This window comes from Halomonas sp. JB37 (genome assembly GCF_002332255.1).
Taxonomy (GTDB): Bacteria; Pseudomonadota; Gammaproteobacteria; order Pseudomonadales; family Halomonadaceae; genus Vreelandella; species Vreelandella casei.
Window position 1 is genome coordinate 848,336 of sequence record NZ_NRGW01000001.1, and the last position, 16,846, is coordinate 865,181.

Annotated in this window: 12 protein-coding genes; 2 read left to right on the plus strand and 10 right to left on the minus strand. The window is 54.1% G+C overall.

Annotation, left to right across the window (positions count from 1 at the left end):
• Positions 1–243: 243 nt before the first annotated feature.
• Positions 244–4,056, plus strand: coding sequence for a hypothetical protein (locus CIK78_RS04090; RefSeq protein ID WP_096277477.1), 3,813 nt, complete (start codon positions 244–246; stop codon positions 4,054–4,056).
• Between the two features lie 222 nt (positions 4,057–4,278).
• Here the strand turns inward: CIK78_RS04090 and otnC are convergent, their stop codons facing one another.
• From otnC to CIK78_RS04125, 6 genes are all read right to left on the minus strand, one after another.
• Positions 4,279–4,926 carry a 3-oxo-tetronate 4-phosphate decarboxylase gene (gene otnC / locus CIK78_RS04100; RefSeq protein WP_096277479.1) on the minus strand — a complete coding sequence of 216 codons (648 nt, stop codon included), beginning with the start codon at positions 4,924–4,926 and terminating at the stop codon, positions 4,279–4,281.
• Positions 4,923–6,209, minus strand: a complete 1,287-nt coding sequence (gene otnK, locus CIK78_RS04105; protein ID WP_096277481.1) for a 3-oxo-tetronate kinase — start codon at positions 6,207–6,209, stop codon at positions 4,923–4,925. The genes otnC and otnK overlap by 4 nt, the downstream gene beginning before the upstream one ends.
• Before the next feature lie 22 nt (positions 6,210–6,231).
• The gene (locus tag CIK78_RS04110) at positions 6,232–7,722 is read right to left on the minus strand and encodes a tripartite tricarboxylate transporter permease (RefSeq protein WP_096277483.1); all 1,491 of its coding nucleotides are present in this window, start codon (positions 7,720–7,722) and stop codon (positions 6,232–6,234) included.
• A 55-nt stretch (positions 7,723–7,777) separates the two neighbouring features.
• A complete protein-coding gene (locus CIK78_RS04115) occupies positions 7,778–8,251 on the minus strand; it encodes a tripartite tricarboxylate transporter TctB family protein (RefSeq protein ID WP_096277485.1) in 474 nt (157 codons plus the stop codon).
• Between the two features lie 107 nt (positions 8,252–8,358).
• Positions 8,359–9,354, minus strand: coding sequence for a tripartite tricarboxylate transporter substrate binding protein (locus tag CIK78_RS04120; RefSeq protein ID WP_096277487.1), 996 nt, complete (start codon positions 9,352–9,354; stop codon positions 8,359–8,361).
• Positions 9,355–9,405: 51 nt separating this feature from the next.
• Positions 9,406–10,830 (minus strand): flagellar biosynthesis protein FlgA, encoded by a 1,425-nt coding sequence (locus CIK78_RS04125; RefSeq protein ID WP_096277489.1) that lies wholly within the window; start codon positions 10,828–10,830, stop codon positions 9,406–9,408.
• Between the two features lie 245 nt (positions 10,831–11,075).
• Between CIK78_RS04125 and CIK78_RS04130 the strand changes: the two genes are divergently transcribed.
• Positions 11,076–11,795 carry a GntR family transcriptional regulator gene (locus CIK78_RS04130; protein WP_226938568.1) on the plus strand — a complete coding sequence of 240 codons (720 nt, stop codon included), beginning with the start codon at positions 11,076–11,078 and terminating at the stop codon, positions 11,793–11,795.
• Positions 11,796–11,806: 11 nt separating this feature from the next.
• Here CIK78_RS04130 and CIK78_RS04135 read toward each other — a convergent pair whose 3' ends face one another.
• The 4 genes from CIK78_RS04135 to CIK78_RS04150 all read right to left on the minus strand — a co-directional run bounded on the left by CIK78_RS04135 (position 11,807) and on the right by CIK78_RS04150 (position 16,750).
• Entirely contained in the window at positions 11,807–12,178 is a 372-nt protein-coding gene (locus CIK78_RS04135; protein ID WP_096277491.1) for a YbaN family protein, read from the minus strand.
• 62 nt (positions 12,179–12,240) lie between these two features.
• Complete coding sequence (locus tag CIK78_RS04140) at positions 12,241–13,605, minus strand: TolC family outer membrane protein (protein ID WP_096277493.1); 1,365 nt, start codon at positions 13,603–13,605, stop codon at positions 12,241–12,243.
• On the minus strand, positions 13,602–14,966 hold the full coding sequence (locus CIK78_RS04145; protein ID WP_096277495.1) for an HlyD family type I secretion periplasmic adaptor subunit: 1,365 nt from the start codon (positions 14,964–14,966) through the stop codon (positions 13,602–13,604). Before CIK78_RS04145 ends, CIK78_RS04140 begins: the two co-directional genes overlap by 4 nt.
• The gene (locus tag CIK78_RS04150) at positions 14,963–16,750 is read right to left on the minus strand and encodes a type I secretion system permease/ATPase (protein WP_096277498.1); all 1,788 of its coding nucleotides are present in this window, start codon (positions 16,748–16,750) and stop codon (positions 14,963–14,965) included. The genes CIK78_RS04145 and CIK78_RS04150 overlap by 4 nt, the downstream gene beginning before the upstream one ends.
• Positions 16,751–16,846 lie beyond the last annotated feature (96 nt).

A 16,846-nucleotide genomic window follows, 5' to 3' on the forward strand; every position in this document is an offset into this window, starting at 1 on the left:
TTGCATATTGCGTTTTCAAAAACTTTAGCTACGCTTAAATATAAGAGTTTACAAGCTTTAAATAAAAATGATCAACATACTCAGTGGTGACTCATTTGATCGGAAAAAGCGGCCATTGGTCATAGCCACAGCGGCTTTGAGCTTTTTAGCAGAGCGCTAGTTGCGTTTTTGTCATGAGTCATTTAGCAGGTCGCGTTGCCTACAGCTGATTTTGCATCTTCACAAAATTTAGGACTATGTAATATGTCTACTGCAATCGGATCCACAAGCAACTCGCAACGGCTCTCTAATACACTCGGCGACGAAAAGTCCGATCGGCCCAAGTTCTCACAGTTTTTAGAGGGGGCCAAAGAGCCCTCTGACTCTGCCTCGCGTTTGCCGTTTAACAACGTCTCCTTTGGCAGTCGCGAACCAGAGAGTGAGGTGAGTGACAAAGGGCAGGAGATGCTAGATGAATTGGTCGGCGATGATAGCGAGTATGCCCCGTACATGGATGGAAAGCCGGAGCTTGTGACCGAAGACGAGCTTGTGTCCAAAGATAAAATTGAGTACGTCAGTCAAGAATATGTCGGCGGTGGAGGCGTCACCCTATCTTATTGGTTTGATATGCTTGAGGTCAGAACCGAGAATGGCGATAAGTTTTTAGTGCAGAAAGACATTACACCGGAACTCTATGAACAGGTTAAGTCGGTCATGGACGGTGGTGACACCGACCGGCTGGGCAAAGACAATGACTGGGCGGATGCGGATATTCCGGACGATGATAAAGATTGGTTATCGACCAAAAGCAATCAAGACTTTGAGATTATAACCCCCAATTCCGATGTGCCCATTCCGAAAAGTTTCAACGATATTTCATATTCTGACTTTGGAGACCTGGATGATATCAGTCTCGGTTTGGATTCGGGCGTCCAGATAACGCTGGATGACTCAGCGTGGACTGAGGGTGGCACACTCATCTATAAAGACAGCGAAGGAAAGCGTTTCGCTGTTTCTGAAGAGTATACGCCCAAGGTTTACGACCAAATCAAAAACCTGAAAGAGACATGGGACGAGGTGGATGAAAAAATCGGTGATGGTGATTATAAGCTGTTTTATGGCAGCGATGATTCACCTGTACTCAGTGGTGATAATGAGGTTGACAGCGTTACGGATAAAAATGGCAATCCCGTGGAGGGGATTAAGCTCGTTACTAAAGGTGACGAGACGTACGTTGTTCTCGAATCTAAGACGCCGCATCAATTTGACACGATTACGTCCGATGCGGCCAGTCAGCAGCTAGGGGACGTCGACGATCTTTTTAAAGACAAAGATCTGCCTGCTTCAGATGAAACCGATGTAATGCAAGCGGAAACGACCGAAGATGGAAAAACCGTTGCCGAACTTTATCAAGAGTACATGAAGGAAGCGTACAAGGATGCGCCCGACGATTCCAAAGAGGCTAAGTATCTTCGCTTAATGGAAGCCCAAGGCATGTTGCAAGGCAATTTCCAATACCTTCCTTACAATACAGGGCCTGGGCGGCATGGGTCTGATACTGATTATGCCGAGAAAATGTCCGAGCTCAAAGCTGCCGATGCGCGAGGCATGCTTGACGAAGAGGCGTTAGGCAATGAGTTATCTGACCTGATGGCTGATGAAGACATCATGGCCGATAGTGAAGATTTTCTTGAAAAAGCCGTTGATAAGATAAAAAACAAGGATGAACTGGAAGATAAAATTGCCGATAGCATGCTGGATGATGACTACATCAAGGCTCTTGAAGAGCTAAAAGAGGACGGTAATATCGACGGTGCTGCGACCCGCTTCGCCAATGATATGCAGAGCCTTCAAATGCTCAGCCCGGATCGAGCCGAAGAAGTACAAAATACGCTAAAATTCCAAGATGCGATCGGCGGGCTCAACGACATTTTTGAGGGTGGCGCCGATGCCGTGGGTGAAGATAGCCTGGGTAACGCTTCTGGAGATGTTGCTACCAGTTTGTTGCAAGGCATGGTCACCTCACTGTTTGGTACCAAGCGTGGCGTCGATATATACAACAAAATTGTCAATGGCGAGAAGGTTGACGTTAGCCCGGAAGAGCGAGAAAAACTGACAGAGATCAAAAATTCTCATAAGGCGCTGACTGAGCTGCTCGGTGATCAGTCCCGGGAAATTCTAGACACCAGTAAAAACGGAAAAATTGAATATAAGTCAATCACTGCCGATGAAATTGATCGCGCGATTGACAAGGCCAATGTGCCAACGGCTGACCGCAAAGGGGTGGCCGGTGTCCTCGGTACACTAACTAAATCGGGTGCTCTCGCCTCCGCAGCGGGTCTGACCTCTATGGTGGCGGGCATCTATAAGATGTCTGATGGCGGTTTAAACCTGGGTGCAACCGAAAATGAGCGCATAGAAGTTGCGCGCAATTTCCTTTCGCTGGTCGGTGTTACTCCCTCGTTGATCAGATTGACCGGTGAAAGCTATAAGTTACTATCCGGCCAACCCGACTTTGCTGACGCCCTGGGGCTCGATAAGAGCCTCAAAGAAAGCGTCTGGGATAAACACTTCGACACAAAGTCTTCTCCTACGCCACCGAGCATTCCCGATCATCTACCTACAATGGATCTAGGTGAGTCATTCTCTACCAAGGATGTGTGGGAAGAAGTCAATAAAAATCAAAGCCACTCGGTCGATTCTATTGATAAGGCGATTTCCGGCCTCCCTGACAAGCACCAGGAAGAGGGAGATGACCTTCGGGAGCGGATTAACAAGGTGGCCGACGATATACGTGGGCCGAATATTCCAGATAATATTGATGCCAACAAGAAGTTCCAGTGGGCGGGGGGCGCGCTGAATGTTCTGGGCGGGATGGCGGATGCGGGTGGGGGCGTGCTTGATATCGTATTAGGTGCAAAAGGGCTGGAAAAACTATCCAACAACGGTGGCGAGCCCATCGAGTTTGCACAGAAGAGCCTGCAGGTGGGAGCTGGCTCTTTCTCTACCACCATGGGGTTAGCGTCGGCCGCGTCCGGCTTCGGCATTGGCCCACAGATTGCTACCAAGATAGCCGCTGTAACCGGTCTTGCGGGGGCAGCACTCGGCTTCATTGGGGCGATCTTATCTGGTGTAATGTCGGCACTTGCGGATAAGAAAAATGCGGGTGTCACTAAAGACATCGAAAATGTCTTTAATGATTTGTCGGGCGACGGCGTCACCGAAGATGACTGGGGCGATAAGTTCAATTTTGCTATCCACACCGAGTACAGTAAGTCCGTTTACCATGAAGGTAAACTTGATGCGATCTATGAAAGCTGGTTTCCAGAAGACACCCCCACTTGGGAGGCGCAGCCCGAGGTGTTTGAGGAGTTCACCGAAACAGTGGCCGAAGATGGGGAAATTAGCGAGGGTTGGTTGCGAGATAGCTTTGACGACCTTGTGATGCACGAGTACGGTGAAGAGTTTTATGACGAACACAGAGACAAGATTGAACTCATTAGCCGGAAATGGACTGATTGGGACGGTTCAGACGATATCGTCAGCCGAAAAGATCTTGAAAAACTCCTAGAAAGTGACGATACGACAAAAGAAGAAAAAGAGGCCATCAACCTTCTGCTGAAGGATGATGGCTTTTTTGAAGTGCTGGATTATTTCAGCCTGTTAGGGGGAAGCAATCGAGGGTGGAATGCCGGCAGCCATAAAGGTTCAGATGATAAAATTAGCAGCAGAGATCTCAACGAGTGGCGCCATACGTGGATAGACAAGAAGTATGATGAGCACGTTGAAGAAAACTTTGGCGATAAATTCTACAAAGATAATGCTGACAACATAGAATATATCAGTGAACGATGGACTAAGTGGGACGGGTCGGATGACGTCGTAAGCAGGAATGATTTGGAAAAACTTCTAGATAGCGAAGACACGTCGAAAAAGGATAAAGACGTTATTCGCTGGCTTCTTGAAGAAGAAGAAGGCTTGTTCAACGTTCTTGACACCTATCATAAGGGTGGCGATGAAGATGACAAGATAAGCAGTAAAGATCTGAATAAATTTCGAGAAGACAGAATGGCATAAATGCGAGTAGCGCTGAACATTAGTGCTTAGAACGTTGTATCACTTCACACTCTACGCAAAAGTTAAGTGACACATGGTCTAATCAACTTTCAATTTCGACGCTGCTTGTTTCAGGATTACCAACCGACTGCACGCCGAACAGTTGCTTTACCTGCCCGGCGTGCGCCAGATTCGCTCGTTTATGGGGCTACACGAGGTGGTCTCGATCGATAAGGTGCCGATTTAGTCTCTTGGAAAGCGGGCTTCCAGCTCAGCGACTTGCTCCTGCGTTAATCCCCGTGGATTTTCACCGCGAAGTAGCAAGAAAAGCTTGGCAGTCTCTTCTAACTCTTCCGTGGCGTAGACTGCCGCTTCCAGATTCTTGCCGGCCACTACCGGGCCGTGGTTGGCGAGCAGCACTGCGCTGTGTTTGCCCGCTAGACCACGCACGGCATCGCCCAGCTTGGGGTCGCCGGGGATGTGGTAAGGCACCAGCGGTAGCTTGCCCACGCGCATAACGTAGTAGGCGGTGAGCGGTGGAATGCAGTCACACGGATTCACTTCCGGCAGGCACGAGACCGCCACCGAATGGGTGGAGTGCAGGTGCACAATAGCGCCGGACTGTGGGCGCTCTGCGTACATCGCCATGTGCAGGAACTGCTCTTTAGTGGGCGTGTCGCCGCTGAGTAACTGGCCGTGTTGATCTAAGTGAGAAATTCGCGCCGGATCCAATCGCCCCAAACAGGCATTAGTGGGCGTCATTAGCCAGCCGCCATCGGCTAGCCGTACGCTGATATTGCCGCTGGACCCCATGGTCAGACCACGATCAAACAGTGATTTACCCAGCGTGCTGATCTGTTCTCGCTGAGTGTTCTGATCGTGTGTGCTCATGCCAGCACCTCGAACGCCCGGGTGAAAAAGTCCACTCCGCCGAAGTTACCTGACTTAAGTGCCAGCGAGAGCGGTGCCTCGCGGCCGGGCCAGGGCGCCTGGGTCCATGGCACGCCAGGATCGATCTGTTCACCGATGCGCAGCGTCGTGATACCCAGTGCAGAGACCACCGCGCCCGAGGTTTCGCCGCCCGCGACCAGCAACCGCCCAACGCCTTCGTTGACGAGTGTGACGGCTAGCTGGCTCAGCGCTTTTTCCACTAGTTGCCCAGCACGTTCGATGCCCAAGGCTCGCTGAGCGGCGTTAACCTTATCAGGGTCTGCCGAGGCGTAAATCAGCGCAGGGGCATTTTGCTCCAAACGCTCAAAGGCGAAGGCCAGCGCCTGCTCCCACTGTTTGTCCCCCTCAGCCAACGATAGCGGGTCAAGCGCAAAGCCGCCCTCAGGTTGGCGTTCCAGGAAATTCGCTACTTGGGCCAGAGTTGCGCGTGAGCAGCTGCCCGAGAGCACTAATGAGCTGCCTGAGGACGGCTGTAAACGGCCCGGTTCGGTAATCGTATCTAGCCAGCCTTGGGCGCGGTACTGAGCCGGTAATGCTTGTCCTAGCCCAGAGCCACCGGTGACTAACGGTAGCGATACGGTGGCTTCTGCCAGCACGCTGAGATCCTGCTCGTCTAACGAGTCGCAGATCACATGACGAATGCCTTGCTCCGCGAGGGCGGATAAATGATCACGCGTTGCGTCAGCTCCTTTGGCTAGCACGGCGCGGTTGGTTAAACCCACCGGATGTGCTGTCTGGCGAGCGAGCACACGTACTAAATCAGCATCTTGCATCGGTGTTAGCGGGTGATGCTGCATCCCGCTATCGTTGAGCAAGCGATCGCCTACAAACAGGTGCCCTTGATAGACCGTGCGGCCGTTAACCGGAAACGCCGGCACCATGACGGTCTGAGACGCCCCTAAGGCGTCTAGCAGCGCATCGGCCACCGGGCCGATATTGCCCTGGTCGGTGGAGTCAAACGTTGAACAGTACTTAAAGAACAGCTGCTTGGCGCCCTGCTCACGTAGCCAGGAGAGGGCCGCCAGTGAGTCGGCGACGGCCTCGTCTGGCGGGCAGGAGCGCGACTTCAGCGCCACCACCACGGCATCGACGTTGGCAAGGTCGAGCGCTTGCTGCGGTACGCCGATCACCTGCAGACAGCGCATGCCGCCGCGCACTAGATTATTGGCGAGGTCGGTAGCCCCGGTGAAGTCGTCTGCAATGGCGCCTAATACGATTGTCATACGTCGCTTCCGTCGTCAGGGTTCAGGGCGTGGCGGCTTTCAGGCGCGCGCGCTTAATTAATGGGGTGATGACTGTCACCGCAAGCAGCAGCGCCGCGATAGCCAGCAGAGTGGCGCTGATAGGGCGAGAAAAGAAGATTGCAATATCGCCCTGTGACATCGACAGCGCTCGGCGTAGTTCGCTTTCTGCTATCGGCCCCAGCACTAAGCCCAAAATGATAGATACCAGGGGGAATTTGAGTTTCTCAAGCAGATAGCCCATCACGCCAAAACCGAGCATCAGCCAAACATCAAACATCGAGTTGCGCACTGAGTAGGTGCCCACAATACAGCACATGATGATAATCGGACCGAGCGCGGAGTAGGGCACGTTCAACAGTTTAGTGAACAGAATGATAAATGGCTTGGAAAATAGCAGGATCATAAAGTTGACGATAAACAGGCCTGCAAAGACGGCATAGATCAGGCTACTGTGCGTCATCATAAACATAGGGCCAGGCTGAAGGCCGTGCATGATAAACGCACCCAAGATCACTGCCGTTGTGCCACTGCCGGGAATGCCCAAAGCAAACAGCGGTACTAAGGCGCCCATGGCAGCAGCGTTATTGGCCGATTCTGGCGCGGCAATGCCCTCGGGCGCCCCTTTACCAAATTTTTCTGGGTGTTTAGACCAGCGCACCGTTTCGCTGTAGCTCACCATTGCCGCCGTGCTGGCCCCAATGCCGGGCAGAATGCCGATGATCACGCCAATAATAGACGAGCGCGTTAGCGTGGTGCCGATCTGGCGCAGGATAGGCAGGTCAAAGATTTTGACTTTAACCTTTGTCAGCGGCTGATGAGTATCTTGATCCAGAGAGCGCTTCATGACCTCAGAAACAGCGAAGAGGCCCACGATCATAGGAATGAGGCCCACTCCTTCCATCAAGTTGAGATTATCAAACGTATAGCGGCTAGTGCCGGTCAGCGGGTCGATACCCACCGTGGCGATAAACAGCCCCAACGTAGCGCCAATCAAGCCGTAGATAAGCCGGCCACCCAAGGATGCCACCACCGTTAGGCCTAATACCGCCAGGGCAAAATACTCCGGCGAGGAAAATTTTAGCGCCAGCTTCGCCAGCATAGGGGTAAAGATAATGAGCGCAATAGTGCCCACTAAGCCACCAATGGCAGAGCTAAGTACGCCAATACCAAGCGCTTTGCCTGCTTGGCCTTGTTGTGTCATCGGATAGCCGTCAAAGGCCGTCATGACCGCTTCAGGCGTGCCGGGGGCGCGGTAAAGAATGGCGGTAATGAGCCCGGAGAATACCGTTGCGCCGTAGATGGCGGTGAGCACCATAAACGCGGTCGTCGGTTCCATACCGTAAGTGACGGGTAGCAGGATAACCACCAGGATAACGCCGCTGATACCGGGCAGGGCACCGCCGATAAAGCCGATAAATACGGCAGACGTCAGTAATAGCAGGTTGAGTGGCTGCATCACCACGGCCAGCCCGCCTAGAAAACTTTCTAGCATCATTAACTCCTAGCTCAGGCAGCGATAGACGTTACCGGCATGCGAATGGGGTGTGTCATAAAGGGATGCCAAGCAGCATGACGAAAACGCCCTGCATCAGCAGCGTGGCGATAACGATGGTGATCAGCACTGTGCGCCAGGAGCGTGCCCCGAGTAGCAGCGTGCATACCAACGTGAACGCAATACTAGCGATGAGAAAACCAACGACACCGATGAGCCATGTGTAGACGATGGTCGTCGCGATCAGCCACCAGTGACGGGTGGAAGCAAACGTTAAGTTTCTGCTTTGAGGCGTCAAGGTTATCTCTTGCTCATCCTCAGCGGCCGTTCCATTGCGTTGATCCCGCCACGTTATGAAGAGCAGCGCGCCACCCAATCCAAGCAGCGCAATTAACAGCGAGAGAGGCCATACGCGCGGGCCAATAAAGGTAGAAACCTCAGCGGAGCTGGGGAACTGAAGGGTAGGCGCTAAGCTGACCAGTGCGAGAAGCACTACAGCGGAGGCAAAAACGGTAATCCTGGCGTGCATGATAAACCCCGAAGGGACAATGACGTGACGGGCATGCTAAGCGCCCGACTGTGTCAGTGAGTGTTGGAAGGCAGGCGAGTGATTCGCCTGCCTTCACCTTGCTCTATTCAGTCGTTGCTCAGTAACCGTGAGTAGAGCTCGTAGTTACGTTCAAGACGCTGGCGGTACTCATCGCTGCCCATCCAACCATCGCGATAGTCCAAATTCACACGCTCGGCGTAAGATTGGTACTCTTCAGAGTCGTAAACACTTTTAAACGTCTCTTCCAGGCGCTGAAGAATCGGTTCTGGCGTATCCGCGTGAACAAAAATTGCCCGATCGTTGCCATCGGTTAGATCCCACTCGTGCTCTACGGTCGTCGGCACATCCGGATAGTCAGACAGACGCTCATCGCTAAACACCAGAATCGGCATCATTTGACCCGCTTCCATATAGCTCAGCAGTGGGCTCAGCGAGGTGGTTGTGGCATCAATATTATTGCCCAGAACGTTGGCCGTGGCATTGCCGGTGCTGTCGTAAGGAATGAAGTTCATGTCCAGGCCTGAGGCATCGCGTAGGGCAAGAAACGCAACGTGATCAGGGCTTGCCGTGTGTGTGCCACCCACGGTCACTTTGCCGGGGTTTTCCTTCGCATACGCCAGGAACGATTCAAAATCCGGGTAGCGCTCAGGATTAACGAACAGCGCCATCACATCTGACTGCAGGCGCGCCACGGGAGTCAGTTGATCAAGCCCGATGGGGTTTTGCCCTGCCGCCAGTGATGTGACCAGTGTCGTGGAAGCGAAGTCCAGGGTATGCCCGTCTGGCGCGCCGTTGGCAGTACGCTGGTGGGCCAGCGCACCGGAGGCGGCGGGAAGGTTAATCACCGTAATGCGCGCACCGTCGAGGGCTTCTTCAAACATGGGGCGGACCACGCGAGCAAAGTTGTCCGTGCCGCCGCCGGCACCTGCCGCTACCAAAAACTGGATAGGCTTGGTGGGGTAGTCTGCGGCGTCGTCAGCGCTGACCGTGGTAGCGCAGCTAACCAGAGTTACGCCGAGAGTAGCCATTTTTAACGTGTGCTTAGTGATCGAGAGCTTGGTAAACGAGCGCTTGGTAAACATAGTGTTTCTCCAGTATGTTTTTTATTGCTTTTTTAGTCCCGTGAGGGAGGGTTAGTCGAGCGTGCTAACGACAGAGGCGCTGGGTGCAGATATGCCCTGCTGAAACATCTGATCTTGCTTTTCGCGCAGTTGCTTTAACGTTGAGGCGGGTAGCGCCACGTCTGCTAGAGTAATCGGTTGATTTGGGGCAATATCGCGAATAACTTGCGCCCCGGGCAGTAGATAAAACGGTACTTTAGCGGCTGAAGACAGTGGCGCTGCAGGATGAATTTCAGGACGCAGCCCTTCTATGTGTCGATGGTGGCCGCGCATCTCGAGAGATTGTCCCGCTTTAATAGGCTGCGTTGCCCGGGCCGTTAAATCGAACTTCGGCGTTGTGGCATGTCCGCCGCCGGAAGTAAGCCCATTAATGACCACGTCTAATAAAGAAATCGGTGCTTCAAGGCCCAGCAAATGACGAGGCAGATAAATCATGGCGCTGTTGCCGTTGCTGCTGAGCACATGACCCTTATCACGCAAAAGAGTCCACACGTGCGGGTCTTCGCAGCGCACGACTACAAATACACCGCCCGCAAAGCTCAGCTCATCCGGGCGCCGCAGGCAGTTAAATACTTCTAGCCGTTTTAGTCCTTCCAATACTCCGCCCTGAGCCTGGAGATCCAACAGCGAGGGTACTTCCGAGGTGCGAAGCACCATTGCGTGAAACTCAGGCCGGTCCGGGCTTAGCCCTGTGGCATTGGCAACGTTGACCATTTCACATAGGTCGGGGACTGAAATTTGCGGTATTGCGACCAGCATTTTGCCCCGTGCCGCTACTACCTCGCGCTCACGGCCTGCCGGTAGCTCCCACAGCTCATGCAAGTCTGGGGCTGAAAACGGCGTGCCGTTACAGGTGACGGTGCCACTGGCTTCATCCCAAATGAAGTCATATTCGCTGCTTTTGCCGGCAGCAATAATTTCAAAGCCAAGCGTGTCGGCCCAAGTTAGCAAGCCAATGAGCAGGCTAGGCTGGTCACCGTCTAACGGCGTGAACAAACGGCCTTTTTGATAGGCTAAGCGTGTTAAATAGGGCCCCACGACTGACTCAGTCTCTTTGGTCGCGATGCCGACATGCTTTCCAGCGAGCAGGGCGGCTTCTGCAAAGCGTGCACCCACATCGGGAATGCCGGTTGACTCGACTAAAATATCGAAAGGCAGCTCTTTAACGGTGTCAAAAGAGGCCGCTGCGATAAAATAACCCTTTTCCCATGCGCGCTGAGCGTCTTGCTCAGAATGGCATACCATTATTTCTTCATTCGCAATTCCCGCATGAAGAAAGGCCTCAGCGGCTTTTTCAGGGTTAATGTCGATAGCAATACGCGCCGACAGCCCCTTCATCTGACGTGCCTGACGTAGCACTCCTCGGCCAAAGTCGCCTGCACCCGCAATGCAGGCCTCCACTACCTTGTCTGTTTGAAAATGTTGTAAGTAGTTCATAAGGTGCGGGTATTCCCTTTGCCGAACGGTCTGCTATGGCGGACGCGTGCTTGTGTAAATGTGCTATCGCGACCAGTAACGCGATACTTATGTGTGTGGAATGTAGTGGTATACCATTTTGGAGGTCAATTGATGGGTGCTTATACTTTGGTCTTGCAATGCGTCTTATTATATTTATCTGTTTGATATTTATGAATTAAAAAAATGGCTAATAACGCCATTTAATTTGTAAGGAATATTTTGGTATGCCATTCTTGACGATTGCTCACTACGTGAATACGCCCATGCAGGAAACAGCCCAGCCTCACTCGCCAGGTCTTGTCGAAAAAGTCGCGCACTACTTGCGCGAACATATCGTCATGGATCATTTTCAGCCAGGGCAGCGCCTGCCCGAACGAACATTGGCAGTTGAGCTTCAAGTTTCGCGCACGCCACTGCGGGAGGCGTTAAAAATCCTGGCGGCAGAAGGGCTGGTGGTAATCTCACCCAATCGAGGTGCGGTCGTCGCAGAGGTCAGTCCCGCCGACATGCAAGAAAAGCTTTATGTATTGAGTGTGCTTGAGCAAGCGGCGGCAGAGCTTGCCTGTGTTTCCGCCACCAATGACGATTTGGCCGAACTGCAGGCGCTGCACTTTGAGATGAAAGCAGCCTTTTTACGCCGTGATCAGCAAAACTATTTTCGACTCAACCAGGAGATACACAACAGAATTGTGTATCTGTCGAATAACGCAACGCTGATCGATATGCACGGCACGCTTAGCCGCCAGCTCTACCGAGTGCGCTACCTTTCCAACGATAAAAAAGAAAAGTGGGCGAAAGCGATGGAGGAGCATGAAGCTATTATGTCGGCACTAGAGGCGCGGGATGCCGTCAAGGTGGGGCAGGTACTGCGTCAACACTTAGCAAAAACGTGGATGAAATACGCCAATGGCGAGGCATTAACGCCAGCTACGCAGTCAGAGTAGTTAGGTATTGGTTATTTCGAAGAAGATGGTTCCGGCCGGGTTGCTAGCCACACCGCCACTATTATTAGTATCACTATAATGGCTAAGCTCCGCCAGCCAGGGCCAAGAGTCCAGACGGTGATTAGCCCGCTCAATGCAATCATGCTAACGGCTGCTAGCTTTGCGCGCCGTGGAATAGCGCGCTCTTGCTCCCAGGTAACCAGTAGCGGGCCAACATAGTGCCTTGAGCGAATCCATGCCTCAAAGCGCGGCGAGCCTTTAGAGGCGCAGTAAACGGCGATCAGCATGAACACGGTGGTGGGAAGTAAGGGCAAAAAAATGCCCAGTACACCGATGCTAAAACTCAGCGCTGCGATCGCAACCCACAGTCCGCGTACTAGCATTGAGGCTTTTCTTTGGAAGCGCTTTGGCGTCACCCCCGGCTCCTTCGTTGTATAACCGCTTTTCATGGCGCGAAATACCCTGCGATCTGGTCAATATCACCATTATCCAGAACGCCAGCCTGCCAGCGTAGGGTTAACCAAGCCAGCAGATAATCATAGCGCGCGCGAGATAGATCGCGTAGTGCCTCGAAACGTTCACGCTCGGCATTTAGCACATCCAGATTGGTGCGCTCACCGCCGAGAATGCTTTTACGCGTGGCTTCCAGGCGTTCTGTTGCGGCGGCAACGGTATATAGATAGGCCTCGATGCGTTGCTGGCTGCTACGGGTTAGACGGTATTGGCGTTCAACATCATTGAGTAGCGCTACTGTTGCGGCATCTAGCTCGTGACGCGTCTGTTCATAGGTATTATCTGCCTGGCGGCTAGCAGCGACAACCCGGCCGCCTGAATAGAGCGGTAGATTAATCTCAACGCCAATGCTGTCGGTGTCGTAACGTTGCCCAATCATATTTTCTGAATTGGAGTCGGATATCTGGCTTCGCGCGTACAAGCGCACACTCGGCAGATGTCCGGCACGCTGCTGATGCAATTGGTGCCGTGCTGCTTCCAATAGACTGCGCTGTGCGGCTAGTTCAGGATTATGGGCGAGCGTAAGTTCGTGCCAGTGTTCCAGAGATAGCACTGGGTTTTCCTGGGTGGTTTGCACATTATGGGTTAGCTGACCGGCCTGCAGTGGGGCGAGTGAAGCAGGTGGGGCTGCTGTGCCGGTCAGAGCGTGCAGTTCATTGCGGGCGTCGTTCAAGCGATCTTCGGCTTCGATCAGTTGAGCTTCCACCAAGCGTGACTGAGCGGCAATCTCCAGTTGGTCAGTACGGGTGCCTTCACCGTAATCGATAAAGCGCTGGCTGCGTTCATTTTCTTCTTGCAGGGCACGTAGGTGGGCTTCAGCCAGCTCGATATCGTCGTTTGCGTAAAGCACCCCGGTGTAAGTCTGTAGGGCTTGAACAGCAAGTGCTTGATGGGCGCGTTCAAGTGTTAGCTCAGCGGCTTCGGCCTGTGCCTTGCCTGCTTGATAGCGGGCGAAAGCTGCAGCATCCAGCAGGGGTTGTGTCAGCGTGAAGGCCGACGAGTAGCTGGAGTAATTCATATCGTTTGTGGTTGTGCCTAGCGGTGTTTCCTGCAGCACCTCCGACCAGTTTTCGGCCCGTGAGTAGCGATAGCTGAGTGAGGGTAGTAACGCTGAGCGGCCCAGGGCTCGCTCCTGTTGCCCTGCTGCACTTTCACTCTGTGCAGCCAGCCAACCTGGGTTGTGCTGTTTGGCTAGTTCATAGGTATTACGAAAATCTAGAGCGAATGCGCTGAGAGGCCAGCAGAGGTAAGTGATCAACAGCCAAGTACGATATCGAAGTAATACTGTTCGGATCATGCATCCCCCCAGGCTGTGCGTGCGCGGTCCAGCAGCGGCTTGAACATATAGTTGAGCAGCGTACGCTCGCCGGTGCGTACAAATGCTTCGACCGGCATACCCGCCTTGAGCGGTTGGCTTCCCAAGGGTGAGAGGTCATCGGCGGATACTTCGACATACAGTCGGTAATAAGGCAGCCCCGTCTGTTCATTGGTAAGCCGGTCGGCGGAAACTTGGCTGACAACTCCGGGTATGCGTGGTGTGCTGCTACGTTCGAAAGCGGTAAACGCAAGCTCAACCGGAAGGCCAGGGTGAACTTGGTCAATCTGCTCAACGGGTAGTTGTCCCTCGACTAATAGGGGTTCACCGCGGGGTACAATTTCCATCAGTAGGGCACCGGGTTGAACGACACCGCCTTCGGTATGCTGCGTCAGCCCCACAACCGTTCCCGAGCGGGGAGCACGTATCTGGGCGTCGGCCAGATCGAATTCACTGCTGGTGAGTTGAGCAGCCAACTGCTGGGTACGTAAGCGTGCTTGGGCGAGTAGATCCTGCACATCACGCTGAGACTCTTCATTGCGCTGGGTGTGCCGTAACTGTAATTCATCGACTTGTCGCCGCGTTTGCTGCAGAGTGCCGGTGGCCGAAGCAATATCGCCTTGCAGCTGAGCGTAGCTACTTTCAATCTCTAGCAGCCGGTTACGAGGAATATAGCCGTCGGTCGCCAATTCGCGCAGGTTATTGCGCTGCTCTCCCAGGACTGACAGCTGAATGTGCTGCTGAGCCAGCGAGGAAATAAGGCCCGATGCCCTTGCTCGCTGCCCTTCCAGGTTAGCGTCGATCCCTGAGAGTTCGGCTGACAACGCATTACGCCGGCTGGCGAACAGTTGGCGCTGTAAGGTCAGTAGCGTTTCGATGGCGATATCTCCGCTGTTAGCGAGCTCTGCCGGGGTGATAAAGGTATCAAGGTGATCACGTTCCGCTTCCAGGCGTGCAGTTTCAGCCAATGATGAAGCCCGCTGCAGTCGCAGCGCGCTTGTCTCGTTTTGCAGCCGTGTTGTATCGAGGCTGATCAGCGGCTGACCTTCTTCCACTTGTTCTCCCTCACGTACCCAAAGCCGCTCAACAATACCGCCGGTTGGATGCTCGACCGCCTGTCGATTGCCGGAGACGACCACTGTCGCCGGTACCGCGATACCATTATCCAGCGGTGCCCAGGCTGCCCAAGCCACAAACAGTGCTAAGCCTCCCAGTAGTAGCCAACTTCCTATACGTAGCGGTCGTCGCTTGCGGCGCATGGCGAGTGCTTGCCAGTCGGGTGTTGCTGAGGAGGTGTATGGTTTTGCAGCAGGCGGCGCCTGTGAGATATCGCGAAGGGTCATGCGCGCTGCTCCTGACGATTGATGGAAACATTGCCGTAGGTATAAGCGCTTTGCGCATACGGGCTGGCCATCGCGCCATTGGCAGGTGCTGCCGCTGGGCGGGCAGCGCTCAGGGTTTGCAATATCTCTTCAGTGGGGCCGAACTTCTGCAGGCGGCCTTCACGTAGTACTAGCAAGTGAGAGGTGGCCTTGAGTACCTGAGGGCGGTGGGTGATCAGCACCACCGTAACGTGGCGTTCGCGCAGTCGCTGTAACGCTTCCAAGAGTGCTTTTTCTCCGGCGTCATCAAGGCTTGCATTGGGTTCGTCCAGCACAACGAGCGCCGGGGGGCCGTAGAGCGCCCTGGCCAGGGCAATACGCTGGCGCTGCCCGCCCGAAAGGCCGACTCCACTGTCTCCCAAATAGGTGTCGTAGCCATTGGGGAGTGCCAGAATCAGTTCGTGTACGCCAGCCGTTTTAGCGGCCTCGACGACCTTCATGGGGTCTGGTTCGCTGAAGCGGGCGATATTCTCCGCCACACTACCTGCAAACAGCTCGACATCCTGAGGCAGGTAGCCGATATGTGGCCCCAGTAGCACTTTGTTCCAGCTCTTGATATCGGCACCATCAAGACGCACGGTGCCGATCTTCGGCTTCCAAACACCCACCAGCAGTTTGGCCAGAGTAGATTTGCCTGACCCCGAAGGCCCGATAACACCGAGCACGCTGCCTGCTTCCAATTGGAAGCCCACTTGAACCAGCGTGGGTACTTTTCCGCTGGGCGGCGTGGCGCTCACCGGCTCCACATTAAGCTTGCCCAGCGGGGCAGGGAGATCCATGCCTGGCTGGCGGGCCGGGTGTGCTGTTAGCAGGTTACCCAAGCGTTGGTAAGCCAGCCGTGTCGATGACCACTGCCGCCAGGCATTGATGACCTGATCAATGGGGCTGAGCGCACGGCCCATCAGGATAGAGCCCGCGATCATCGTGCCAGGGCTGATCTGCCCGCCAATCGCTAACCAAGCGCCCAACCCTAGCACCAGTGACTGCAATGCGACGCGCAGACTCTTGGAGATAGCGGTAACCAGAGCGGTACGCTCGCTGGCCAGCCCCTGCAGTGCGACAAAGCCAGCGTGTAGGTGCGACCAACGGCGGGTAAAGGCCGACAGCATACCCATCGACTCGATGGCATCGGCATGGCGCAATTGTGCTTCCGCCATGGCATTGGCCTGTACAGAAAACGAGCCTGCTTCACGCAGCGGCGGCTGGGAAAGCCGTTCATTCAGCCACGCTAAGCCCACCAGTACCACGGCGCCCCCCAGCGCCAGGCAGCCAATCCAGGGGTGGAACATAAACATCACCAGCAAATACAACGGGAACCAGGGGGCATCGAAGAACGCAAATACCGCGTTGCCGGTGATAAATTGGCGCAGCGAATCAAGATCCCGAGTAGCTTGCCCCGCCTGAGCTGCCTGGCCGCTTAGCCCGCGCTCGAAGGCTGCCGCGTAAACCCGCTCCCCCAGTTGTTCATCGAACCGTTCGCCAATATGAATGACTGCTAGGCTGCGTATGTACTCCAAGGCACCCATTAACGCCAACAGCCCCAGCGCCATGCCCGTTAGCATCATTAGCGTGGTGGTATTGCCGGAAGCCAGTACGCGATCATAGACCTGTAGCATATACAGCGGCGGCACTAGCATCAGTAGATTGATAACCGCACTGAACAGCCCTACCGAGCGCAGTGTGCCGCGATAGCGGCCAAGTGCTCGGTAGAGTTCGTTTCCGGGCTGGCGTTGGGAGGGGGTCATTAGCTATGTCCCTGAAAATAGACGTAACAAATCAACGAATCGCCATAGCAATTCGTCTCGAATTCGTTCTCTCATTAGTGCGTTGGTCACGTCTCT